The 17985-nt window shown below is 68.1% G+C and carries 21 protein-coding genes and 1 pseudogene; 12 read left to right on the forward strand and 10 right to left on the reverse strand.

The genetic code is table 11. The features are described 5' to 3' along the window. Positions 1-8: 8 nt before the first annotated feature. Positions 9-743 carry a cytochrome c biogenesis CcdA family protein gene (locus Q8O26_RS17705; protein WP_305577993.1) on the reverse strand — a complete coding sequence of 245 codons (735 nt, stop codon included), beginning with the start codon at positions 741-743 and terminating at the stop codon, positions 9-11. A 141-nt stretch (positions 744-884) separates the two neighbouring features. On the opposite strand from Q8O26_RS17705, the gene Q8O26_RS17710 reads away from it, so the two are divergent. The 3 genes from Q8O26_RS17710 to Q8O26_RS17720 all read left to right on the forward strand — a co-directional run bounded on the left by Q8O26_RS17710 (position 885) and on the right by Q8O26_RS17720 (position 2696). Beyond that, positions 885-1883, forward strand: coding sequence for a P1 family peptidase (locus Q8O26_RS17710; RefSeq protein ID WP_305577995.1), 999 nt, complete (start codon positions 885-887; stop codon positions 1881-1883). A gap of 113 nt (positions 1884-1996) precedes the next feature. Further along, positions 1997-2314 (forward strand): hypothetical protein, encoded by a 318-nt coding sequence (locus tag Q8O26_RS17715; RefSeq protein WP_305577997.1) that lies wholly within the window; start codon positions 1997-1999, stop codon positions 2312-2314. Between the two features lie 109 nt (positions 2315-2423). Beyond that, positions 2424-2696 (forward strand): hypothetical protein, encoded by a 273-nt coding sequence (locus Q8O26_RS17720; RefSeq protein WP_305577999.1) that lies wholly within the window; start codon positions 2424-2426, stop codon positions 2694-2696. A gap of 6 nt (positions 2697-2702) precedes the next feature. Here Q8O26_RS17720 and Q8O26_RS17725 read toward each other — a convergent pair whose 3' ends face one another. Further along, the gene (locus tag Q8O26_RS17725; RefSeq protein ID WP_305578001.1) at positions 2703-3947 is read right to left on the reverse strand and encodes an FAD-binding oxidoreductase; all 1245 of its coding nucleotides are present in this window, start codon (positions 3945-3947) and stop codon (positions 2703-2705) included. 150 nt (positions 3948-4097) lie between these two features. On the opposite strand from Q8O26_RS17725, the gene rpe reads away from it, so the two are divergent. Together rpe and Q8O26_RS17735 are read left to right on the forward strand one after the other, a co-directional pair. Further along, a complete protein-coding gene (gene rpe, locus Q8O26_RS17730) occupies positions 4098-4781 on the forward strand; it encodes a ribulose-phosphate 3-epimerase (protein WP_305578002.1) in 684 nt (227 codons plus the stop codon). Between the two features lie 249 nt (positions 4782-5030). Beyond that, the gene (locus Q8O26_RS17735) at positions 5031-7091 is read left to right on the forward strand and encodes a bifunctional diguanylate cyclase/phosphodiesterase (protein ID WP_305578004.1); all 2061 of its coding nucleotides are present in this window, start codon (positions 5031-5033) and stop codon (positions 7089-7091) included. A gap of 84 nt (positions 7092-7175) precedes the next feature. Here the strand turns inward: Q8O26_RS17735 and Q8O26_RS17740 are convergent, their stop codons facing one another. Further along, complete coding sequence (locus tag Q8O26_RS17740) at positions 7176-7784, reverse strand: N-acetylmuramoyl-L-alanine amidase (protein ID WP_305578005.1); 609 nt, start codon at positions 7782-7784, stop codon at positions 7176-7178. A 213-nt stretch (positions 7785-7997) separates the two neighbouring features. Between Q8O26_RS17740 and Q8O26_RS17745 the strand changes: the two genes are divergently transcribed. From Q8O26_RS17745 to Q8O26_RS17765, 5 genes are all read left to right on the forward strand, one after another. Beyond that, on the forward strand, positions 7998-8513 hold the full coding sequence (locus tag Q8O26_RS17745; protein ID WP_305578007.1) for a hypothetical protein: 516 nt from the start codon (positions 7998-8000) through the stop codon (positions 8511-8513). Between the two features lie 68 nt (positions 8514-8581). Next, positions 8582-9889, forward strand: a complete 1308-nt coding sequence (purB, locus tag Q8O26_RS17750; protein ID WP_305578008.1) for an adenylosuccinate lyase — start codon at positions 8582-8584, stop codon at positions 9887-9889. Positions 9890-9941: 52 nt separating this feature from the next. After that, positions 9942-10199 carry a type II toxin-antitoxin system Phd/YefM family antitoxin gene (locus Q8O26_RS17755; RefSeq protein WP_305578010.1) on the forward strand — a complete coding sequence of 86 codons (258 nt, stop codon included), beginning with the start codon at positions 9942-9944 and terminating at the stop codon, positions 10197-10199. A 1-nt stretch (position 10200) separates the two neighbouring features. Then, on the forward strand, positions 10201-10608 hold the full coding sequence (locus tag Q8O26_RS17760) for a type II toxin-antitoxin system VapC family toxin (RefSeq protein WP_305578011.1): 408 nt from the start codon (positions 10201-10203) through the stop codon (positions 10606-10608). Positions 10609-10611: 3 nt separating this feature from the next. Next, the gene (locus Q8O26_RS17765; RefSeq protein ID WP_305578013.1) at positions 10612-11166 is read left to right on the forward strand and encodes an alpha/beta hydrolase; all 555 of its coding nucleotides are present in this window, start codon (positions 10612-10614) and stop codon (positions 11164-11166) included. A gap of 4 nt (positions 11167-11170) precedes the next feature. On the opposite strand, the gene Q8O26_RS17770 is transcribed toward Q8O26_RS17765, so the two are convergent. From Q8O26_RS17770 to Q8O26_RS17780, 3 genes are all read right to left on the reverse strand, one after another. After that, the gene (locus tag Q8O26_RS17770) at positions 11171-11374 is read right to left on the reverse strand and encodes a hypothetical protein (RefSeq protein WP_305578014.1); all 204 of its coding nucleotides are present in this window, start codon (positions 11372-11374) and stop codon (positions 11171-11173) included. A 103-nt stretch (positions 11375-11477) separates the two neighbouring features. Then, entirely contained in the window at positions 11478-12257 is a 780-nt protein-coding gene (locus tag Q8O26_RS17775) for an HpcH/HpaI aldolase/citrate lyase family protein (protein ID WP_305578016.1), read from the reverse strand. 173 nt (positions 12258-12430) lie between these two features. After that, positions 12431-13573 (reverse strand): transporter substrate-binding domain-containing protein, encoded by a 1143-nt coding sequence (locus Q8O26_RS17780; RefSeq protein WP_305578018.1) that lies wholly within the window; start codon positions 13571-13573, stop codon positions 12431-12433. 299 nt (positions 13574-13872) lie between these two features. Between Q8O26_RS17780 and murI the strand changes: the two genes are divergently transcribed. After that, complete coding sequence (murI, locus tag Q8O26_RS17785; protein ID WP_305578020.1) at positions 13873-14745, forward strand: glutamate racemase; 873 nt, start codon at positions 13873-13875, stop codon at positions 14743-14745. A 293-nt stretch (positions 14746-15038) separates the two neighbouring features. Further along, positions 15039-15656 (forward strand): 30S ribosomal protein S4, encoded by a 618-nt coding sequence (rpsD, locus tag Q8O26_RS17790; RefSeq protein WP_305578021.1) that lies wholly within the window; start codon positions 15039-15041, stop codon positions 15654-15656. Positions 15657-15777: 121 nt separating this feature from the next. Here the strand turns inward: rpsD and Q8O26_RS17795 are convergent, their stop codons facing one another. The 4 genes and pseudogenes from Q8O26_RS17795 to Q8O26_RS17810 all read right to left on the reverse strand — a co-directional run. Continuing rightward, positions 15778-16065 carry an addiction module antidote protein gene (locus tag Q8O26_RS17795; protein WP_305578023.1) on the reverse strand — a complete coding sequence of 96 codons (288 nt, stop codon included), beginning with the start codon at positions 16063-16065 and terminating at the stop codon, positions 15778-15780. After that, a complete protein-coding gene (locus Q8O26_RS17800) occupies positions 16062-16361 on the reverse strand; it encodes a type II toxin-antitoxin system RelE/ParE family toxin (protein WP_305578025.1) in 300 nt (99 codons plus the stop codon). The genes Q8O26_RS17795 and Q8O26_RS17800 overlap by 4 nt, the downstream gene beginning before the upstream one ends. 41 nt (positions 16362-16402) lie before the next feature. Continuing rightward, on the reverse strand, positions 16403-17017 hold the full coding sequence (locus Q8O26_RS17805; RefSeq protein WP_305578027.1) for a glutathione S-transferase family protein: 615 nt from the start codon (positions 17015-17017) through the stop codon (positions 16403-16405). 117 nt (positions 17018-17134) lie between these two features. After that, a pseudogene (locus Q8O26_RS17810) lies at positions 17135-17985 on the reverse strand (D-Ala-D-Ala carboxypeptidase family metallohydrolase); the annotation flags it as partial.

Below are 17985 nucleotides of genomic sequence, written 5' to 3' on the forward strand. Positions count from 1 at the left end.
AAAGCCTGCTAACCGATCGTCCCGAGCACCGGAAACGTCTCCAGCAACCAGAAGGCCATGGTCGACATCTGTCCGGTCAGGAAGGCGAGGCCGGTGACAACAAGTAGGCCGCCCATCACCATTTCCACCAGCCGGAGCCGGCCGCGCATGGAGGCGGCGAAGCGCAGGAACGGCTTGATGGCGAAGGCGGCGAGGACGAAGGGAATGCCGAGCCCGAGCGAATAGACCGCCAGCAGTCCGGCGCCCTTGTGGAGCGTCATCTCGGAGGCCGCGACCGCCAGGATCGCGGCGAGCACCGGGCCGATGCAGGGCGTCCAGCCGAAAGCGAAGGCGAGGCCCATCAGATAGGCCCCGACCGGTCCGGCCTTGGGCGGTGCCATGTCGATCTTCGCCTGCCGGTAGAGCAGCGGGATGCGGAACAGGCCGAGGAAATGCAGGCCCATGATGATGATCACCACGCCCGCCACCATCGACAGCGTCACCGAATGGACGCGGATATAGTGACCGATCAGGGACGCCGAGGCGCCCATCGCGACGAAGACCGTCGAGAAGCCGGCGACGAAGACCAACGCCAGCAGGACCGCGCGCCGCACCAGGGCCGGGTCCGCCTCCGCTTCGGTGAGGTCGTCCAGCGTCGCGCCGGTGAGATAGACCAGATAGGGCGGCACCAGCGGCAGCACGCAGGGCGAGAGGAAACTCACGAGGCCCGCGAGCAGGGCCGCGGTCAGGGTGACGTCAGGCATTCCGGTTCCGCCCCGTTCGCGGCAGGCGCCGCGCGGCTTTCATTCATGAATGTCTATATGTGCCTCGAACCCGACGGAAGCGTTGACTTGGCCCAATCGCAGAAGCGTGATGCCGCGTGACCAGCATAACGGCGCCGCAGCATGACCTCCAACAGCCTGACCGACATTACCGGCCTCAGGGTCGGCCACGCCACCGATCTCGCCCGCGCCACCGGCACGACGGCGATCATCTTCGACCGGCCTGCCGTCTGTGCCGTCGACGTGCGCGGCGGTGCGCCCGGCAGCCGCGACACTGAACTGCTGCGCCCGGACAAGACGGTGCCGACCGTCGATGCCGTGGTCCTGTCCGGCGGCTCGGCCTTCGGGCTCGACGCCTGCGGCGGCGTCAGCGCCTGGCTGGCGGAAAACGGCCGCGGCTTCGCCATCGGGCCGATGCTGGTGCCCATCGTGCCCGGCGCCATCGTCTTCGACCTGCTCTCCGGCGGCGACAAGGCCTGGGGCCGCTTCTCGCCCTATCGCGACCTCGGCTATGAGGCGGCGACCGCCGCCACCGCCGGTCCTGTCGCCCTCGGCACCGTCGGCGGCGGCACCGGCGCGACCACCGCCGATCTCAAGGGCGGCGTCGGCTCGGCCTCGGCGTTCTCGCCGACCGGCCACCGCGTCGGCGCCATCGTCATCGTCAACGCGGTCGGCAGCGCCACGATCGGTGCGTCGGGCCGTTTCTGGGCGGCGACCGACGAGGTCGGGGCCGAGTTCGGCGGCTGCGGCCTGCCTTCCCCCTGGCCGGCCGACGCCCATGCCCTGAAGCTGAAGGGTGCGCGTCCCGAGAACACCACCATCGCTCTCGTCGTCACCGATGCCGTGCTCGACAAGGGCCAGGCCACCCATCTCGCCGTGATGGCCCAGGACGGGCTCGGCCGCGCCATCCGCCCGATCCACACGCCGCTGGACGGCGACACGGTCTTCGCCGCGGCCACCGGCGCCGTGCCCGTCGCCGACTATGCCCGCGACATGGCGGCGATCGGCTGGACGGCCGCGTCTGTCCTGGCCCGCGCCTGCGCCCGCGCCGTGTACGAGGCCGAGGCCCTGCCCTTCCCCGGCGCCCTGCCCTCCTGGAAGCAGCTCCACGGCCGCGGCTGACGGTCCCTGCGCCTTTACCGCCGCTTCACCACGCCGCCAGCCGCCCCTCGCTTCTCGTCGCGGCCTGTGTCTCTTTCAGCCCGGGACGGGGTGGACACCAGGAGGTGCCGCCCATGGTGAGCACGACAGGACCGAGCACCGCAGGGATCGATCCATCCCGCCGTGCCGATGACTACCGCCGTGCCGAGGAAGCGCGCCGGGCCGAAGAAAGCCGCCAGGCCGAAGAAACCCGCCAGGCAGAGGAAGCGGCTGCCGGCGACGCCCGGCCCGCCGGCTCGTCCGCCCCCGGGCGGACCGAAGACCCCGCCGTCGTCTTTGACAGCCGCATCGCCGAGATGCGCCGCGCCGCGGAGGCATCCGCCCAGCCAACGCGCTCGCCCAACGCCGCCGCCGTCATGCCCTCGGCCCGGATGTTCGACATCACCGTCTGAGGGGCGTTTACCGCGCCTTCACCATGTCTGAAAGGATGGCGCGCGGAGTGGTAACGACACCGCCCCGCGCCCCGAAGCACGGAAGGTCATTCACCGGACGTGTCGCCTCATGATCGAAATGGTCAACGGCTATCCCTGCGCGGATTGCACGGATGTCAGCAACGCCAAGCGCGGGCTGGACCCCGAAAATCCGACCCGCGACCCGGTGAAGCAGGAAAAGCTCGACCGCGAGGCCGGCCGCGTGCCGGAACCCGCCGTGGTCTTCGAGGGACGTCTTGCGGAACTTCGCCGCGCCGAGGATGCCGCCGCCGGCCAGCCCACCCGATCGCCCGATGCCGCAGCGGTGCTGCCTTCCGCCCGGCTCTTCGACATCACCGTCTGAACGCGCTCACCAGCGGTCGATGCGGTAGGGCGAGAGATCGAGCGGCTGCGGGGCACCCTGCATGGCGATGGCCAGCGCCTTGCCGGTGGCCGGTCCGAGCGTGAATCCCCAGTGGCCGTGGCCGAAGGCGAACCACAGGCCCTCGTGCCGCGGCGCAGGGCCGATGACGGGGCGCGAGTCCGGGGTCGCCGGCCGCCGCCCCATCCAGGGCTCGGCCTCCACCGGCTCGCCGAGGTCGAAGAGGTTGCCGGCGGCGCGGAAAGCGCGGTCGACCTGCACCGGTGTCGCCGGAGCATCGGGCAGCGCGATCTCGACGCCGGTCGTCAGGCGGATGCCCTGTTCCATCGGGCAGAGCACATAGCCGACGTCCTCGTCGCAGACCTGGCGGTTGAGGAAGGCGTTGCCGGCCGCCTTGTAGTGGCGGTGATAGCCGCGCTTGGTCGACAGCGGCACCGAATAGCCGAATTTCGCCACCAGCGCCTTCGACCAGATGCCGAGCGCCACCACCACCTGCCGCGCCGTGACCGGGCCGTCCGCGGTCTGCACGCGATAGCCGCCCGCCACGTTCTCCAGCGTCATCGCATCGCCGATGGCGAACCGCCCGCCGGCCTTCACGAAGGCTTCCGCATAGGCCTTCGTCACGCCGCCGGGGCTCGACACCGTATCGGCGCCCTTGCACCAGATGGAGCCGGCGAAAGTCCCCTTCAGATGCGGCTCCAGTTCCAGCGTCTCCGCCTGGTTCAGCTTGACGTTGTCGATGCCGTATTCGCGCGACAGGGCGAGGCGCCGGTCCTGGGCGGCGAGGCTCTCCGGGCTGCGGTAGAGTTCGATCCAGCCGGTCTGGCGGAAATAGCGCTCGGCCCCGGCCACCGCCATAAGCTCGCGATGCGTCTCCACCGCCTGGGCGAAGAAGGGCCGCATGATGCGCGCCGTCTCTTCGAGCTTCTCCGGTGCCGACCAGCGCCAGTAGTCGAACATCCAGCGCGCCACATGCGGCAAAGCCGACAGATGATAATGCGAGGCCGTCTGCCGGTTGAGCGCATGCTGGAACAGCGTCGGCACGTCACGCGGCATCGCCACCGGATAGAGGTTGCCGCCGTCGATGACGCCGGAATTGCCGTAGCTCGTCTCCTCGCCCGGCTGGCGCCGGTCGACGAGCACCACGTCGAGGCCGCGCATGCGCCCGTGGAGCGCGGTCGAGACGCCGACCATGCCGGCGCCGAGAACGATTACGTCGTGTATGTCGGTCATGAATCCGTCGCTGCGGGCGTCGCATGTCTGGGGGCGGCGCAACATTGCCGGGGTCGCCCCGTCTCCGCAAGCGATGGCAGACCCTCATTGCCCGCGCACCTTGCCGCATGCTACCCGCCGCTCATCGGCATCCCGCGAGGCCCTGAGACCATGACCCGCCCCATCCTCATCGCCCCCTCCATTCTCGCCGCCGACTTCGCCCGGCTCGGCGAAGAGGTGCGGGCCGTGGACGCGGCGGGCGCCGACTGGATCCATCTCGACGTGATGGACGGCCATTTCGTGCCGAACATCAGCTTCGGGCCGGATGTCGTGAAGGCGCTGCGTCCGCACACGGCGAAGGTCTTCGACGTGCACCTCATGATCGCACCGGCCGATCCCTATCTGGAAGCCTTCGCCAGGGCCGGCGCCGACATCATCACCGTCCATGCCGAGGCCGGCCCGCATCTCCACCGCTCGCTCCAGGCGATCCGGGCCCTCGGCAAGAAAGCCGGCGTCGCGCTCAACCCGGCGACCCCGGCAAGCGCTATCGCCCATGTACTCGACCTTCTCGACCTCGCCGTGGTGATGACCGTCAATCCCGGCTTCGGCGGCCAGGCCTTCATCGAGAACCAGGTCGAAAAGATCGCCGAGATCCGGCAGATGACCGCTGGCCGCGACATCCTGATCGAGGTGGACGGCGGCGTGACGGCGGCAACCGCCCCCCGTGTCGTCGCCGCCGGCGCCGACGTCCTCGTGGCAGGCTCCGCCGTCTTCAAGGGGGGTGCCGCCCGCTACGGCGCCGCCATCACCGCCATCCGCGATGCGGCGGAGGGCGCGCGAGGCCTGATCGCGTGATCCTTGTCGGGCCCACTCCAGGCCGGGCGACGTTCGAACTGCGACGAAAAATGCACGGTATTTTAGCGAGTCTGTAATTACCGCAAGGTCATGTTAATCGGGGAAGACTAGGGTCGCGCCGCGGGACGAAAAGCAGTACCGCGTTGTGGCCGGGCGATGATGAGTACACAAGACGGGCAGTCTCGGGAAAGAACCGCCCCCGGCCAATGGCTATGGCGCCCCTCGACCGTCTGGCACCTCGTCGGTCCGATGATCGCGCTCATCGCCATCGGCGTCGGCACCGTCTGGCTCTATGTCCCGCAGGCGATGCAGGCCGCCGCCATCGATGCCGCCCATCGTAGCAACATCGATGTCGCCGAACAGATCAAGATCACCCGCGGCTACTACACCCAGAACGTCGTGGCCAAGGCCACCGCTGCCGGAACCCTTAACCCGACGGCGATCCATGCCGGCGACCCCAACGCCATCCCCCTGCCCGCGACCTTCGTGCAGGACATTTCGAACCTCCTGACCCAGAGGGCGACCAGCCTAGCCCTGGTCAGTCCCTATCCCTGGCCGCACCGGGCCGACCGTACCATGGACGATTTCCAGCGGCGCGCGTGGGAGATCTTCCGACACGACCCCGACCGGATCATCTCCGCAACCGAGGTCCGCAACGGCCAGCGCGTCCTGCGGGTCGCGATTTCGGACCGGATGACCAACGAAGCCTGTGTCGCTTGCCACAACACGGATGCCTACTCGCCGCGCCACGACTGGAAAATCGGGGACGTGCGCGCCGTGATGGAAGTGAAACGCGTCATCGAGCCCTACCTTGCCGCGGCGGACCAGCGTTCCCAGCGCATCATTCTGGGTGTCGCCGGTACCGCCTTCCTCGTCATCCTCTTGATGACGGCGATCGCGATGGCGGTAGCGCGTTCGATGCGCAGCAAGCAGGAGGTCGACAGGCACGTCGTCTTCCTAGCCCATCACGACGCGATGACCGGCGCCCTCAACCGGAGCCGCTTCGTCAGCCTGCTGACGGACGTCATCGCGCAGTCGAAAAAGGCCGGCGTCTCCGCCGATGTCGCGCTGTTCTACGTCGATGTCGACCGCTTCAAGGAGGTCAACGACCGCCTCGGTCATGCCGCCGGCGACCAGTTGATCAAGGCAGTGGTGGCGCGCCTGCGCGAGCGCCTGCGTGACGACGACATGATCGGGCGGGTCGGCGGCGACGAGTTCGTCATCGCCCGCATCCGCGACGTCGACGCGGCCGACGCCATGGCGCTGGCGGAGGCGATCGTCGCGGACGTGGCGATGCCCTTTGCGCTGGCGCGCCACACCCTGTCCGTCTCGGCGAGCGTCGGTGTCCGCATCGGCGCGGGCGAGGTGGAGGATATGATGCGCGCGGCCGATGTCGCGCTCTACCACGCCAAGAGCCTGGGCCGGAGCCAGGCCGTACTCTTCAGCGAAGACATGCAGGAAGAACTCGAGGCAAGACGACATCTCGAACAGACCATCCGGGACACCAGCCGCGACTGCAGGTTCGAACTGCATTTCCAGCCTCTCCTGTCGGCCAACGATCGCCGCCTGCACGGCTTCGAGGCGCTGCTTCGCCTGCCCGACGGCAAAGGCGGCTATATCCCGCCGGTACAGTTCATCCGCGTCGCCGAAGAGATCGGCATGATCGGGACGATCGGCGCCTGGGCCTTGGGCGAAGCCTGCAGGGCAGCGGCGCGCTGGCCCGACCATCTGACCGTCGCGGTCAACCTGTCGCCCCTGCAGTTCGCCTCCAGGCAGGGGAGCGACGCGTCGATCGTCGACGTCGTCGCCGATGCGCTGACCCGTTCCGGCCTCGCGCCGCATCGGCTGGAACTCGAGGTCACCGAAAGCGTGCTGCTCGAGAGCAGCGAGGTGGTCATCGGCGAGTTGCATGCGCTGAAATCTCTCGGCACGACCCTGGTCCTTGACGATTTCGGCACCGGCTATTCGAGCCTCAGCTATCTCTGGAAGCTTCCCTTCGACCGCCTGAAGATCGACCAGTCCTTCGTCGCGGCGCTGCGCGAGGAGAGCCGCCCCTCGCTGCAGGTCGTTCGGACGATCATGGCGCTCAGCCATGCCCTCTCCATGAAGGTGACGGCGGAAGGCGTGGAAACGGACGAGCAGGCGAGCCTGCTGACCGAACTGGGCTGCGGCCAGTTGCAGGGCTACCTGTTCGGCAGGCCCTCTCCCGAGGCCGACCTCGCCGGGCTCGTGCTGGCGGATTTCCAGGCCGGGCAGGCGCCGGTCAAGCCGCGGCGGGCCGACCGCCCCGGATTGACAGTATCGGCCTGACGGCCGCGGACTGTCAGGTCCACGGCGACGCAGCCCGGCCGGCCGAGGCCTCACCTTTCCGTGATCCCGTCTCATCGCCACGATTTATCCCCGCCCCAGGATGCGCGCAGCGACCTCGGCGAGCGGGAAGGCCGGCCCCGGATCGATCTTGCGGCGCGGCGCGATCTCCTCGTGGCCGAGCACTGCCCCGAATCCGTAGGCCGCGTGCAGCGCCTTGCCGATGGCGACGACCGTATCGATCTGCCCGGCCGGATAGGCGTGCCAGCCGGCCTCGCTGCTCTCGTGGCGATGGCGGGCGACGACGACCTCGCCGTCGGGAACCACCTCGCCGGTCCATGTCCGCCAGCCCCCGCCGGCGCCCCGCGCCAGCTTGCCGGCATTGACGATCTCGATGCCGAGGGAATGACCGTTCAGCCCGGACAGCCCCTGCCATTCGCTCGTCCCGCAATGCCAGCAGGTCCGGTCGAGGGGCATCATCTGGGTCACCTCGCCCTGCCGGCCGAGCACCAGATGCGCCGAGGCCCTGGCGCGCGGATCGAGGAACCAGTCGACGGCGGAGCGCACCGACAGTCCCGCCGTGTAGTGCAGGACGAGAAAGCGCGGCTTCAGCGGTCGCCCGCCATGCGGCGACTGCCGGAACGCGGCCGGCCTGCCGCCGAGACAAAGCCTGTGGTTCATCACCGAATAGGACATGGAGACCCTCGCCACCCTGGCCGGCCACCGCGGCCGGCTCTGATGGCTGAAGGATCGCCCCGCCCCGTCCGATGGGGATAAGCCGGGCGGCGATTCAGTCCCCGTCAACCGGGCGCCCCTACACTCCGGCACATGGCGACTCGCACCGCTCCACTCGACCGCAAACCCGGCAAGGCCACCACGAGGGGGGCATCCCGCCCCCGTCGCCCGGCCGTGGCGAAACCGTCGCGCCGGCCCGCCGCGCCGGTCAGGCCCGGCATCTGGCGACGTGCCGCCAAAGCCGGTCTCGCCGCCACGGCACTGGCGCTCGCCGCCGCCGTCGCGGTGTCGCTGCTCGCCGGCCATGCCCCGTCTTGGCGCAGCCTCAAGGTGGTCTGCCTGCAGGCCCTGCCGCTGCTGCCGGGCCTCGCCCTGCTCTGGTGGGGGCTCGAGCGGCTGCACGCCCGCTTCGCTTCCGTGCCGCTCGCCTTGTGGCTCGGCCTTGCCTTCCTCGGCACGCTGGGCGTCATGCTGTTCGTTCCGGGCCTCGTCTTCGCCGTCCATTCGCGGACCATGGCCTTCGCCGACGACCACGACGGCGAGATACCGCTCCTCCACCACCTCCTCGGCGCCGGGGGCGCGCTCTACCTCTATGCCACCACCGCCTTCCGGCTCTGGTGGCCCTGGGGCGCGGCCATTCCACTGCTGGTCACCGCCCTCTTCTGGCGATCGGCCCGCCGCCCCGGCTGACGGCGATTGCCGCTCCGGCCCATCCCTGCTAAGCCGCGCCCGTCCATGACATCGCCGAGGCCCGTCCCATGATCCCGCGCTATTCCCGCGCCGCAATGACGTCCATCTGGGACCCGCAGACCAAGTTCCGCATCTGGTTCGAGATCGAGGCCCATGCCTGCGACGCCCTCGCCGAGCTCGGCGTCATCCCGAAGGAATCGGCCGCCAACATCTGGGCCAAGGCCAGGGACGTCAGCTTCGACGTCGACCGCATCGACGCCATCGAGCGCGAGGTGAAGCACGACGTCATCGCCTTCCTGACCCATCTCGCCGAATTCATCGGGCCGGATTCGCGCTTCGTCCACCAGGGCATGACCTCGTCCGACGTGCTCGACACCTGCTTCAACGTCCAGCTGGTCCGGGCATCCGACCTGCTGATCGACGACGTCAAGGCGCTGCTCGCCGCCCTGAAGCGCCGCGCCTTCGAGCACAAGATGACGCCGACCATCGGCCGCTCGCACGGCATCCATGCCGAGCCGACCACCTTCGGCCTCAAGCTCGCCCAGGCCTATGCCGAGTTCGACCGCTGCCTCGCCCGCCTCGAGGCGGCCCGCGAGGAGGTGCGCACCTGCGCCATTTCCGGCGCCGTCGGCACCTTCGCGCAGATCGACCCGCGGGTGGAGGAACATGTCGCCGCGGCCATGGGCCTCAAGGTCGAGCCGGTCTCCACCCAGGTCATCCCGCGCGACCGCCATGCCATGTTCTTCGCGACCCTCGGCGTCGTCGCCTCCTGCATCGAGCGGCTCGCCACCGAGATCCGCCACCTGCAGCGCACCGAGGTGCTGGAGGCAGAAGAGTTCTTCTCTGAGGGCCAGAAAGGCTCCTCGGCCATGCCGCACAAGCGCAATCCCGTCCTCACCGAGAACCTCACGGGCCTTGCCCGCCTGGTCCGCGGCATGGCGCTGCCGGCCATGGAGAACGTCGCCCTCTGGCACGAGCGCGACATCTCGCACTCGTCCGTCGAGCGCATGATCGGCCCGGATGCGACCGTGACCCTCGACTTCGCGCTCGTCCGCCTCACCGGCGTCATCGACAAGCTGCTGGTCTATCCGGACAACATGCAGAAGAACCTCGACCGCCTCGGCGGCCTCGTCCATTCTCAGCGCGTCCTGCTGGCCCTCACCCAGAAGGGCGTCTCCCGCGAGGATTCCTACCGGCTGGTCCAGCGCAACGCCATGCCGGTCTGGCGCGGCGAGGGCGACTTCCTCGCCCTGCTGAAGGCCGACCCGGAAGTGCGTGCCGCCCTGTCGGAGGCGGAGATCGAGGAGAAGTTCGACCTCGGCTACCATCTGAAGCACGTCGACACCATCTTCCGCCGCGTTTTCGGCGCGGCGTGACGCCCGACCGACGCCATGATACTATCCAGATGAACTGGATAGGATGTCGGCCATGACTGTCGTCGGTACCTTCGAAGCCAAGCAGCGGCTGTCCGAACTCCTCGACCGCGTCGAGCGGGGCGAAGAGGTGCAGATCACGCGGAACGGCAAGCGGATCGCGCGGCTCGTGCCGGACCGGGACGAGGCGATCAACCCCGGGATCGGCGCCTTCCAGCGCATCCGCGCGCGTCTCGCACAGCCCGGCGTGGTCAAAGGTGGGCAGGTGACGGTCGAGGATATCCTCGCCTGGCGCGACGAAGGCCGGCGGTGACATGCCGCTCGTGCTCGACGCCTCCTACGCACTCGCGGCCTTCCTGCCTGACGAGATGGTCTCGGGAGCGGCGGCCTTGGTCGGCGAGGCGCTGACGACGGGGGCGGTCGTCCCGGCCATTTGGCGCATGCAAGTGATCAACGGCGCTTTGCAGGCCCAGCGCCGCGGCCGGTTCGATCACGATGCCCTCACATTTCTGCTGAGCGAGTTCGCCAGGGTCGAGGTCACGGTCGATCACCAGGGTGCCGCAGCACCATGGGGAGCGGTGGCTGCCCTGGCCGGGAAACACCATCTGTCAGTCTATGATGCCTGCTACCTGGAGCTCGCCATGCGGCGCGGCATCCCGCTCGCAACCCTCGACGCCAGGCTGCGCCGGTCGGCAGGCGTCGAATCCGTGGAAGTTCTCTGACCCATGCGCACCGCCGACGCCGACATCCTCATCGTCCCTGGCACCACCAATTCCGGCGACGACCACTGGCAGTCACGCTGGGAGGCGAAGCTCCCGACGGCACGGCGCGTCCATCTCGGTGACTGGCACAAGCCGGAAAAGGACCGCTGGGTCGACAATCTGGCGACAGCCGTCGCCTCCTGCTCGCGCCCGGTGATCCTCGTCGGCCATTCGCTGGGGGTGGTGACCATCGCCCATGCCGCGCCGCTCTTTCCCGAGGGTGTGGTGCGCGGCGCTTTCCTCGTCGGACTGCCGGACGTCGAGGACCACGCCGATATCCCGGAGGTCGAACGCCATTTCGCGCCGATCCCGCGCGATCCCCTGCCCTTCCCCTCGGTGCTGGTGGCGAGCCGTACCGACCCGCACTGCGCCTATGAGCGCGCCGAGGATTTCGGCTATGCCTGGGGCGCGGCCCTGTCTGATGCCGGAGATGCCGGCCATATCAACACCGCTTCCGGCCATGGCCCCTGGCCGGAAGGCCTGATGCGTTTCGCCGGCTTCCTCCGGACGCTGGACTGAGCCCTCAGACCGGCTTCGAGGCCTGGCTGATGGCGCGGGCGGCGAGCCAGGCCACGGGGATTGCCAGCGCGACACCGAGGCCGGCGGCCACTGGAATGGTGGACATGCCCTGGTCGTTAAGCGACGGGGTCGCCACCACGACGACCATGAAGGCTTCCGTGAAGACGGTCGCGGCCAGCATGAACATCAGAACGAACAGATTGCGCATCGAGACTCCCCTCAGGATAGCGGGGGGATGATGTCTCCTCACAGATCCCGGTCTGCCGCGCATTGAGGCCGGTCAATCGCCGGCCTCAGCGCGTCCTCCAATATCAGCCGCGCACCACCTTCAGCGCATTCTGCGCCCCGCCGCGCACCATCAGGCTGTCGTTGATCAGCGTGATGAAGCCCCAGCCCTCGGCGGCGAGTTCCTTGGCCCGCTCCGGGCTTGGTGCATAGCAGCCGGTGAGCTTTCCGGCCTTCTTCGCCGCCGTCATGATCTTGGCGAAGGCGTCCCGCACCACCTGGTGGTTCGGATCGAGCTTCTCGCCCTTGAGCAGGGTGATGGACAGGTCGGACGGGCCGGCGAAGACGCCGTCGATGCCCGGCACGGCGAGAATATCGTCCACCGCCGCCAACGCCGCCGTCGTCTCGATCATCGCGAGGGTCACGGTCATCTCGTTGGCCTGGCGCAGATAGTCCTGCGGGTTCATGCCGGTGAGCTGCTGGAACCGGTTGCCGCCCCAGGAGCGGTCGCCGAGCGGCGGGTATTTCACGGCCGAAGCGAACTTCTTGGCATCGGCAACCGAATTGATCATCGGCGCGATGATGATCTCGGCTCCGACATCGAGGAGACGTGCTCCATCGCCAAAGGCCTCGAGCGCAATGCGAACGCCGGCCGGCTTGCCGGCATGGTTGACCGCCGAGATGCCGCGCATCGCCGACAGCAGGTCGATAGAGGAATGCTGCATGTCGAAGGTGACGGCGTCGAAGCCCTCACGCGCCACGTGATCGGCGATCAATGGCTCGGGAATGCTCATCCAGGCGGTGAACAGGCTTTCGCCGGCGCGCAGGCGCTTGGCCAGCTCATAGGGTTTCGGTGTCTGGTGCATGCTCGTCCTCCCCGGATTTTCACCGATTGAATGGACGCGATGGCCGGAGGCGTCAACGCCGCCTCGGCGCGCATCTGCTTTGTCGCCGGCCAAGTCCCAGACAAGCGCATCGAAACCTGAACAGAAAACGCGCCTGTGTTCTGCGCATCCTCATTCTCGGATCGATCGCAACGCTAGAACGTCGTTCGGTCTGCCCGTCCGGACGTTCCGTATTCACGCGCCATCGACTCGCGCTCGGCTGCCCAGGCCCGCGAGTTGAGGACACGCAGAAGCGCCCGGTTGAGCGTTTCCTTGTTGGCCGTGGCGGGCGGGAGCGCGAACGCCATATAGCCCCGTGTGAGGTCCGTATGGAGAACCTCGATCGAGTTGGAATATCGCCCTAGGACGTGGTGCACCAGCGCCCCGCGGCTGTTGAAGACGGCATCGATCTCGCCGGCATCCAGCGCGGCCAGCGCGGCATCCAACGTATCGAACTGTCGGTAGGGACGGTTGGACACGGTGAGGAACTCAGCACCCGAAGAGTTGGAGGCTGCGCCAAGGCGCGCCAGGCGCAGAGCGGTTTCTGAGCCGTCGAGCGCAATGAGTTGCGTCGCGGTGAGCTTTGCCGTGACCGTACCGCTGAAGATCGAGATCACGACGATGCCGATGAACATCCAGACGACGGTCAGAAATCGCGCATAGGTCGATTTCGGTGTCTTGTCACCATAACCGACGGTCGTCATCGTGACGGCTGCCCAGTAAACGCCCTCACCGAACGAGGATATCGTGGTCGGCGATGGCTGCAGCGCCCTCTGCGCAAGCCGCTCAAGCCGCCAGGTTGCAAATCCGGCGATGAGGATCAGGCCGGCAACAAGAAGAAACAGCGGTAGCAGTTCCACGATAGTCGAGACGAGCGCCTGTACCGCATTTGCGAAGCCGCTGGGCTTGCGGATCGCCGCGGCGACACCGGAGGGATGCGTGGCGTGGGAGAAATCGACCTGTTCCTCACGTACCGGCGTCACGGTCAACGCACCGATCGCGACGTCGTAGGCACCCGAATTCAGGCCGGCGAAGATCGCATCGACAGAGTTCACTGGTTTGAGCTCGAAGGGCCTCTGAAGCTCGGACGCAACCATGGTCCAAAGCCGCACCGAATGACCACCGATGCTACCGGCCGAGTCGACCTGAGCATAGGGAGCCACGTTGTAGACGGCGACACGGATCGGGATCCCTGTTGCTGAATTGGATTGCGCGCCTGCCGGTGAAACGAAAAAAACGCCAAATAAGACCAAGCATCCGGCCCGCGCCAACGCAAGCATTCCAAACAACATCTGCATGGCCCCCGCCAGCGGCCGACAAACTTGCCGCACGAAGACGCCTAGTGAGCGTTCTTAACAAGTTCATGAAAAGACGATCGCCAACCGGGCGCCTCAGCAATGCCGTTTCGGCGCAGCGATCATCCGGTCTCGCCATGAGACCGCGTCAACACCGTCGCCAGCGCGATGCACCAGCCGGCGGCAGGCATTGCCCGCCGCCTCCCCAAGGAGGCGCGGCGTCAGCATGCGAAAGACATGCTTAACGCTTTGCCGCCAGAATTCCGCCCATTCTCACAGTCAATGCTGCATGAAGGTGCGTGATGCGTATCGCCTTCGATCCCCTGGCCGGCATGAAACTCAGTCCAACCCCCAGCATTGACCTGGCCGGCCGGCCGCCGACGATCCTCGTCTTCGATTCCGGCCTCGGCGGTCTCACCGTCCATCGCGAACTGGTGCGGGCGCGGCCTGATGCGCGTTTCGTCTATTGTGCCGACGACGCCGCCTTTCCCTATGGCGCCCTCGCCGAGGACCATCTCGTCGCCCGCGTGCTGGCGGTGATGGAGCGGCTGATCGCCGCCCATGCCCCGGATTGCGTGGTGATCGCCTGCAACACCGCCTCGACGCTGGTCCTGCCGCATCTGCGCGCCCGCTTCGCCCTGCCCTTCGTCGGCACGGTCCCGGCGATCAAACCCGCCTGCGAGGGCTCGGCGAGCCGCATGGTCAGCGTCCTCGCGACCCCCGGCACCGTTGCCCGCGACTACACGAAGGCGCTCGTCGCAACCTATGGCGCGGGCTGCACGGTGACCCTGGTCGGCGCCCCCCGCCTCGCCGGCCTCGCCGAGGCGACGATGCGCGGCGAGCAGGCCGACCTCCCCGCCATCGCCGCGGAGATCGCCCCCTGTTTCGTCACCGAGGGCCCTCGGCGCACCGATGCCGTCGCGCTCGCCTGCACCCATTATCCGCTGCTGGTCGAGACGTTCCGCGCGCTGGCGCCCTGGCCGGTCGACTGGATCGATCCGGCTCCCGCCATCGCCCGCCGCCTGACGCAGATCCTCGGGCCGGCGGGCCCGGTCGCCGGGCCGGCTCCGGCCACCGCGATCCTGACCGGCGGCGCCGCGCTGACGAGCCTTTCCGGGGTGTTCCAGCGCTTCGGCCTGCCGCAAACCCGCGTCGAGCCGCTGCCGCTTCATTGACAATGCAAGGCGTCGCGGCTAAGGACGCCGCTTCCTGACGGGTCGCTTCACGGCGATGCGGCAGGTTTGCGCACCCGCGATCTACCTTCATGGTCGATCTGTCGTGTCTTCGGGTGCCAAAGGCATCGAAATGCCAGTGCATTTCGCCTTTGGCACGACTCTCGGATTTTCGCCTCTCGAGGCGCGAAAATCCGAGATGGGATCCGGTCGGAAATGCCTTGGCATTTCTTCCGACCGGCCGGACAAGAGGAGGGCGCGTCTCCTATCGAACGTAAACGAATAAGGGACACGCGATGTCGAAGCGTCATGCTGCCAAGTACAAGATCGATCGCCGTATGGGCGAGAATATCTGGGGTCGCCCGAAGAGCCCCGTCAACCGCCGCGAATACGGCCCCGGCCAGCATGGCCAGCGCCGCAAGAACAAGGTCTCCGACTTCGGCACCCAGCTGAAGGCGAAGCAGAAGCTCAAGGGCTATTACGGTAACATTTCCGAGAAGCAGTTCCGCGCCACCTATACCGAGGCCGTGCGCGTCAAGGGCGATACCGGCGAGAACCTGATCGGCCTGCTCGAGCGCCGCCTCGACGCGGTGGTCTACCGCGCCAAGTTCGTGCCGACCGTCTTCGCCGCCCGCCAGTTCGTCAACCACGGCCACGTCAAGGTCAACGGTCGCCGCGTCAACATCCCCTCCTACAAGGTGAAGGTCGGTGACGTGATCGAGGTGAAGGACACCTCGCGCCAGATGATCCTGTTCATGGAAGCCGTCCAGTCGAGCGAGCGCGACGTGCCGGATTATCTCGACGTCGACCACGGCAAGGGCGTCGCCAAACTGTCGCGCGTGCCGACCCTCTCCGAGGTTCCCTACGCCACGCAGATGGAACCCTCGCTGGTCGTCGAGTTCTATTCGCGCTGATTTTTCCCTGCCCCGGCAGGAACGGAAAGGCCGCCTCCGGGCGGCCTTTTTGCGTTGGGGCATCGCAACACACCCACGCGGACGATCGGCCGATGGCGGCGCTGGCCAGCGTTAGGCCGATCTATCCGGCAGGCTCCACAGTCAGCCTCACTCCGAGCGCCTTCATGACCGCCGACAGCGTGCTGAGCCGCGGATCGCCATCGCGGCTGAGGGCGCGATAGAGAGCTTCCCGTGACAGGCCCGCATCGGCGGCGATCTGGCTCATGCCGCGGGCGCGCGCCACCTGCCCCAGGGCGTGGGTAAAGAGGGAGGGATCACGTTCCTCCAACACGGCTTCCAGATAGGCAGCGATCGCCTCTGGCGTGTCGAGGTGCTCAGACGTGTCCCAGGGACGGGTCTCGACGTTCATGCCTTCCGCTCCTCTTGCGCCAGACGCCGGGCGGCCTCGATGTCCCTGGCCTGGCTGCTCTTGTCGCCACCGCACAGCAGGATGACGATCTCCTCTCCGCGCCTCGTGAAATAAATCCGGTAGCCCGGCCCGGCATGGACCCGGAGTTCAGACACACCCTCCCCGACGGGCGCCACGTCGCCGGGATTGCCCAGGGCAAGTCTGTCGATTCGAACCATGATCCGGGCACGCACGGTCTGGTCCCGCAGCGAACGGAACCAGCTCGCAAAGATGGCCGTTTGTCGGATCTGGACCACAATGTAGCTAATAAGCTACAAACCCGTTCCGTTCAATCCCCTCACGGGCTCTCGCGGTCGATCGGCCAGTGCCTGAAGACCTCCGTCGCCTCGCAGCGGGCGGCATGGGCGGCCAGCGCCGGGAAGGCGTCCTCAGCCACGGCGTCGGGGATGGTGAAGCGGATGAAGCCCCAGGCGACCGCCGCGCCGATGGCGCCGTGGGTCCAGGGCTCGGGCAAGCGCTGCCAGCGCGCGCCGGCGACCTGGTCGAGCGCCGCCAGCGCCTCGTGCAACTGCTCGCCGACACGCTCCAGCCAGGGCGCATGGCGGATCGCCTCCGGGCGCTTGCGCTCGTATTCGATGGCGATGGCCTTCTCTGCTGTGACGATGGCGAGGCCGGTCGCCCTGAGGTCGGCGAGGCGCGCCGAAGGCTCAGACGGCCTGAGACTCGCCCCCGCGACGTCTTCCATGTGCTCGATGATGAGCTGCGATTCCATCAGCACCGTGCCGTCGTCGGCCACCAGGGACGGCGCCTTGACGAGCGGATTGATCGACCTGAAGCGCGCCATATGGCGGAACACCGACACCGACTGGTGCTCGAAGTCGAGCCCGAGCAGCGTGCCGGCGATGGCGGCGCGGCGCACATAGGGACTGTCCAGCATTCCGACGAGCAGCATCAGGTCCTCCTCACAGCCAAGGGCGGGAGAAAGTTGACCGACATCGGCGCGGGGCGCAAATTCAGGGTTCTGATGCGCCGATCAAGCACGGGAATGAATCGCCCGCGCGCCCGCCCCTCACCAGGAGCGCCGCGGCCCGTTGTCGATGTGGAACAGACCGTTGCGGTAGCGTTTCACACCGCCCAGCTCATGGCGCGCCCGCAGGAAGGCGAGAACGGCCGCCGGACTGCCCGAGACGCGGAAATCGGCGGCGCGGCAGTCGCGGTGATAGGAGCCGCGCCAGGCGTCGGTCCGGATGAAGGCGCGGCTGCCGCGATGGGTCGAGCGCACCAGGACCGGCCCGAAGCGCAGGGCGACATCGTTGAGAGCGCGGCGGATCGGCGCCGGCAGACAGGCCAGCGGCACGCCGGGATCGGGCATCACGCTTTCGCCGGCAATGCCGAGATTGCGGTCGATGCCGCGGGCGCCGGGCACGTAGCGCGGCCAGTCGCGGGCGCCGCCGTCCGGCGGCAGGGCCGCCAGGACAGGCCCGCGGGCGGGCGTCGGCGTCACAATGATCGCCTGCTGCGCGCCGGGAAGGCTGCCGGCCGGGCCCGACGGCACGACCATGGTCGTCGCCGTGCCCTGGCTTCTCAGCATCACCGGGGTCGAGGAGACCGCCGCGAGCGTCGGCGTGGTCACCGCCGCAGGTCCCGTCGAGACCGTGACGATGGTCGTGGCGCCGGGGCGCACCATCGGCACCGGGGCGTGGAAGGCGACGGCGCGTCCCGGCAGGGCGGCAGGCGCCTGCTGGGGCGCTGCGGCGGCGATCGCTTCGATGGCGGTGGACGGCTGCGGCTGCGGCCGTTGATAGGCGCCCGGAATGATGATGCGGCCGCGATCCTCGTCCTGCGGCCAGTCGTCCATCGACGGGCGCAGCAGCGGCGGTGGCGCGGCTTCCGGGGCGGCGGCGACGGCGGTCTGCGCCA

The organism is Phreatobacter sp., assembly GCF_030691135.1.
Taxonomy (GTDB): Bacteria; Pseudomonadota; Alphaproteobacteria; order Rhizobiales; family Phreatobacteraceae; genus Phreatobacter.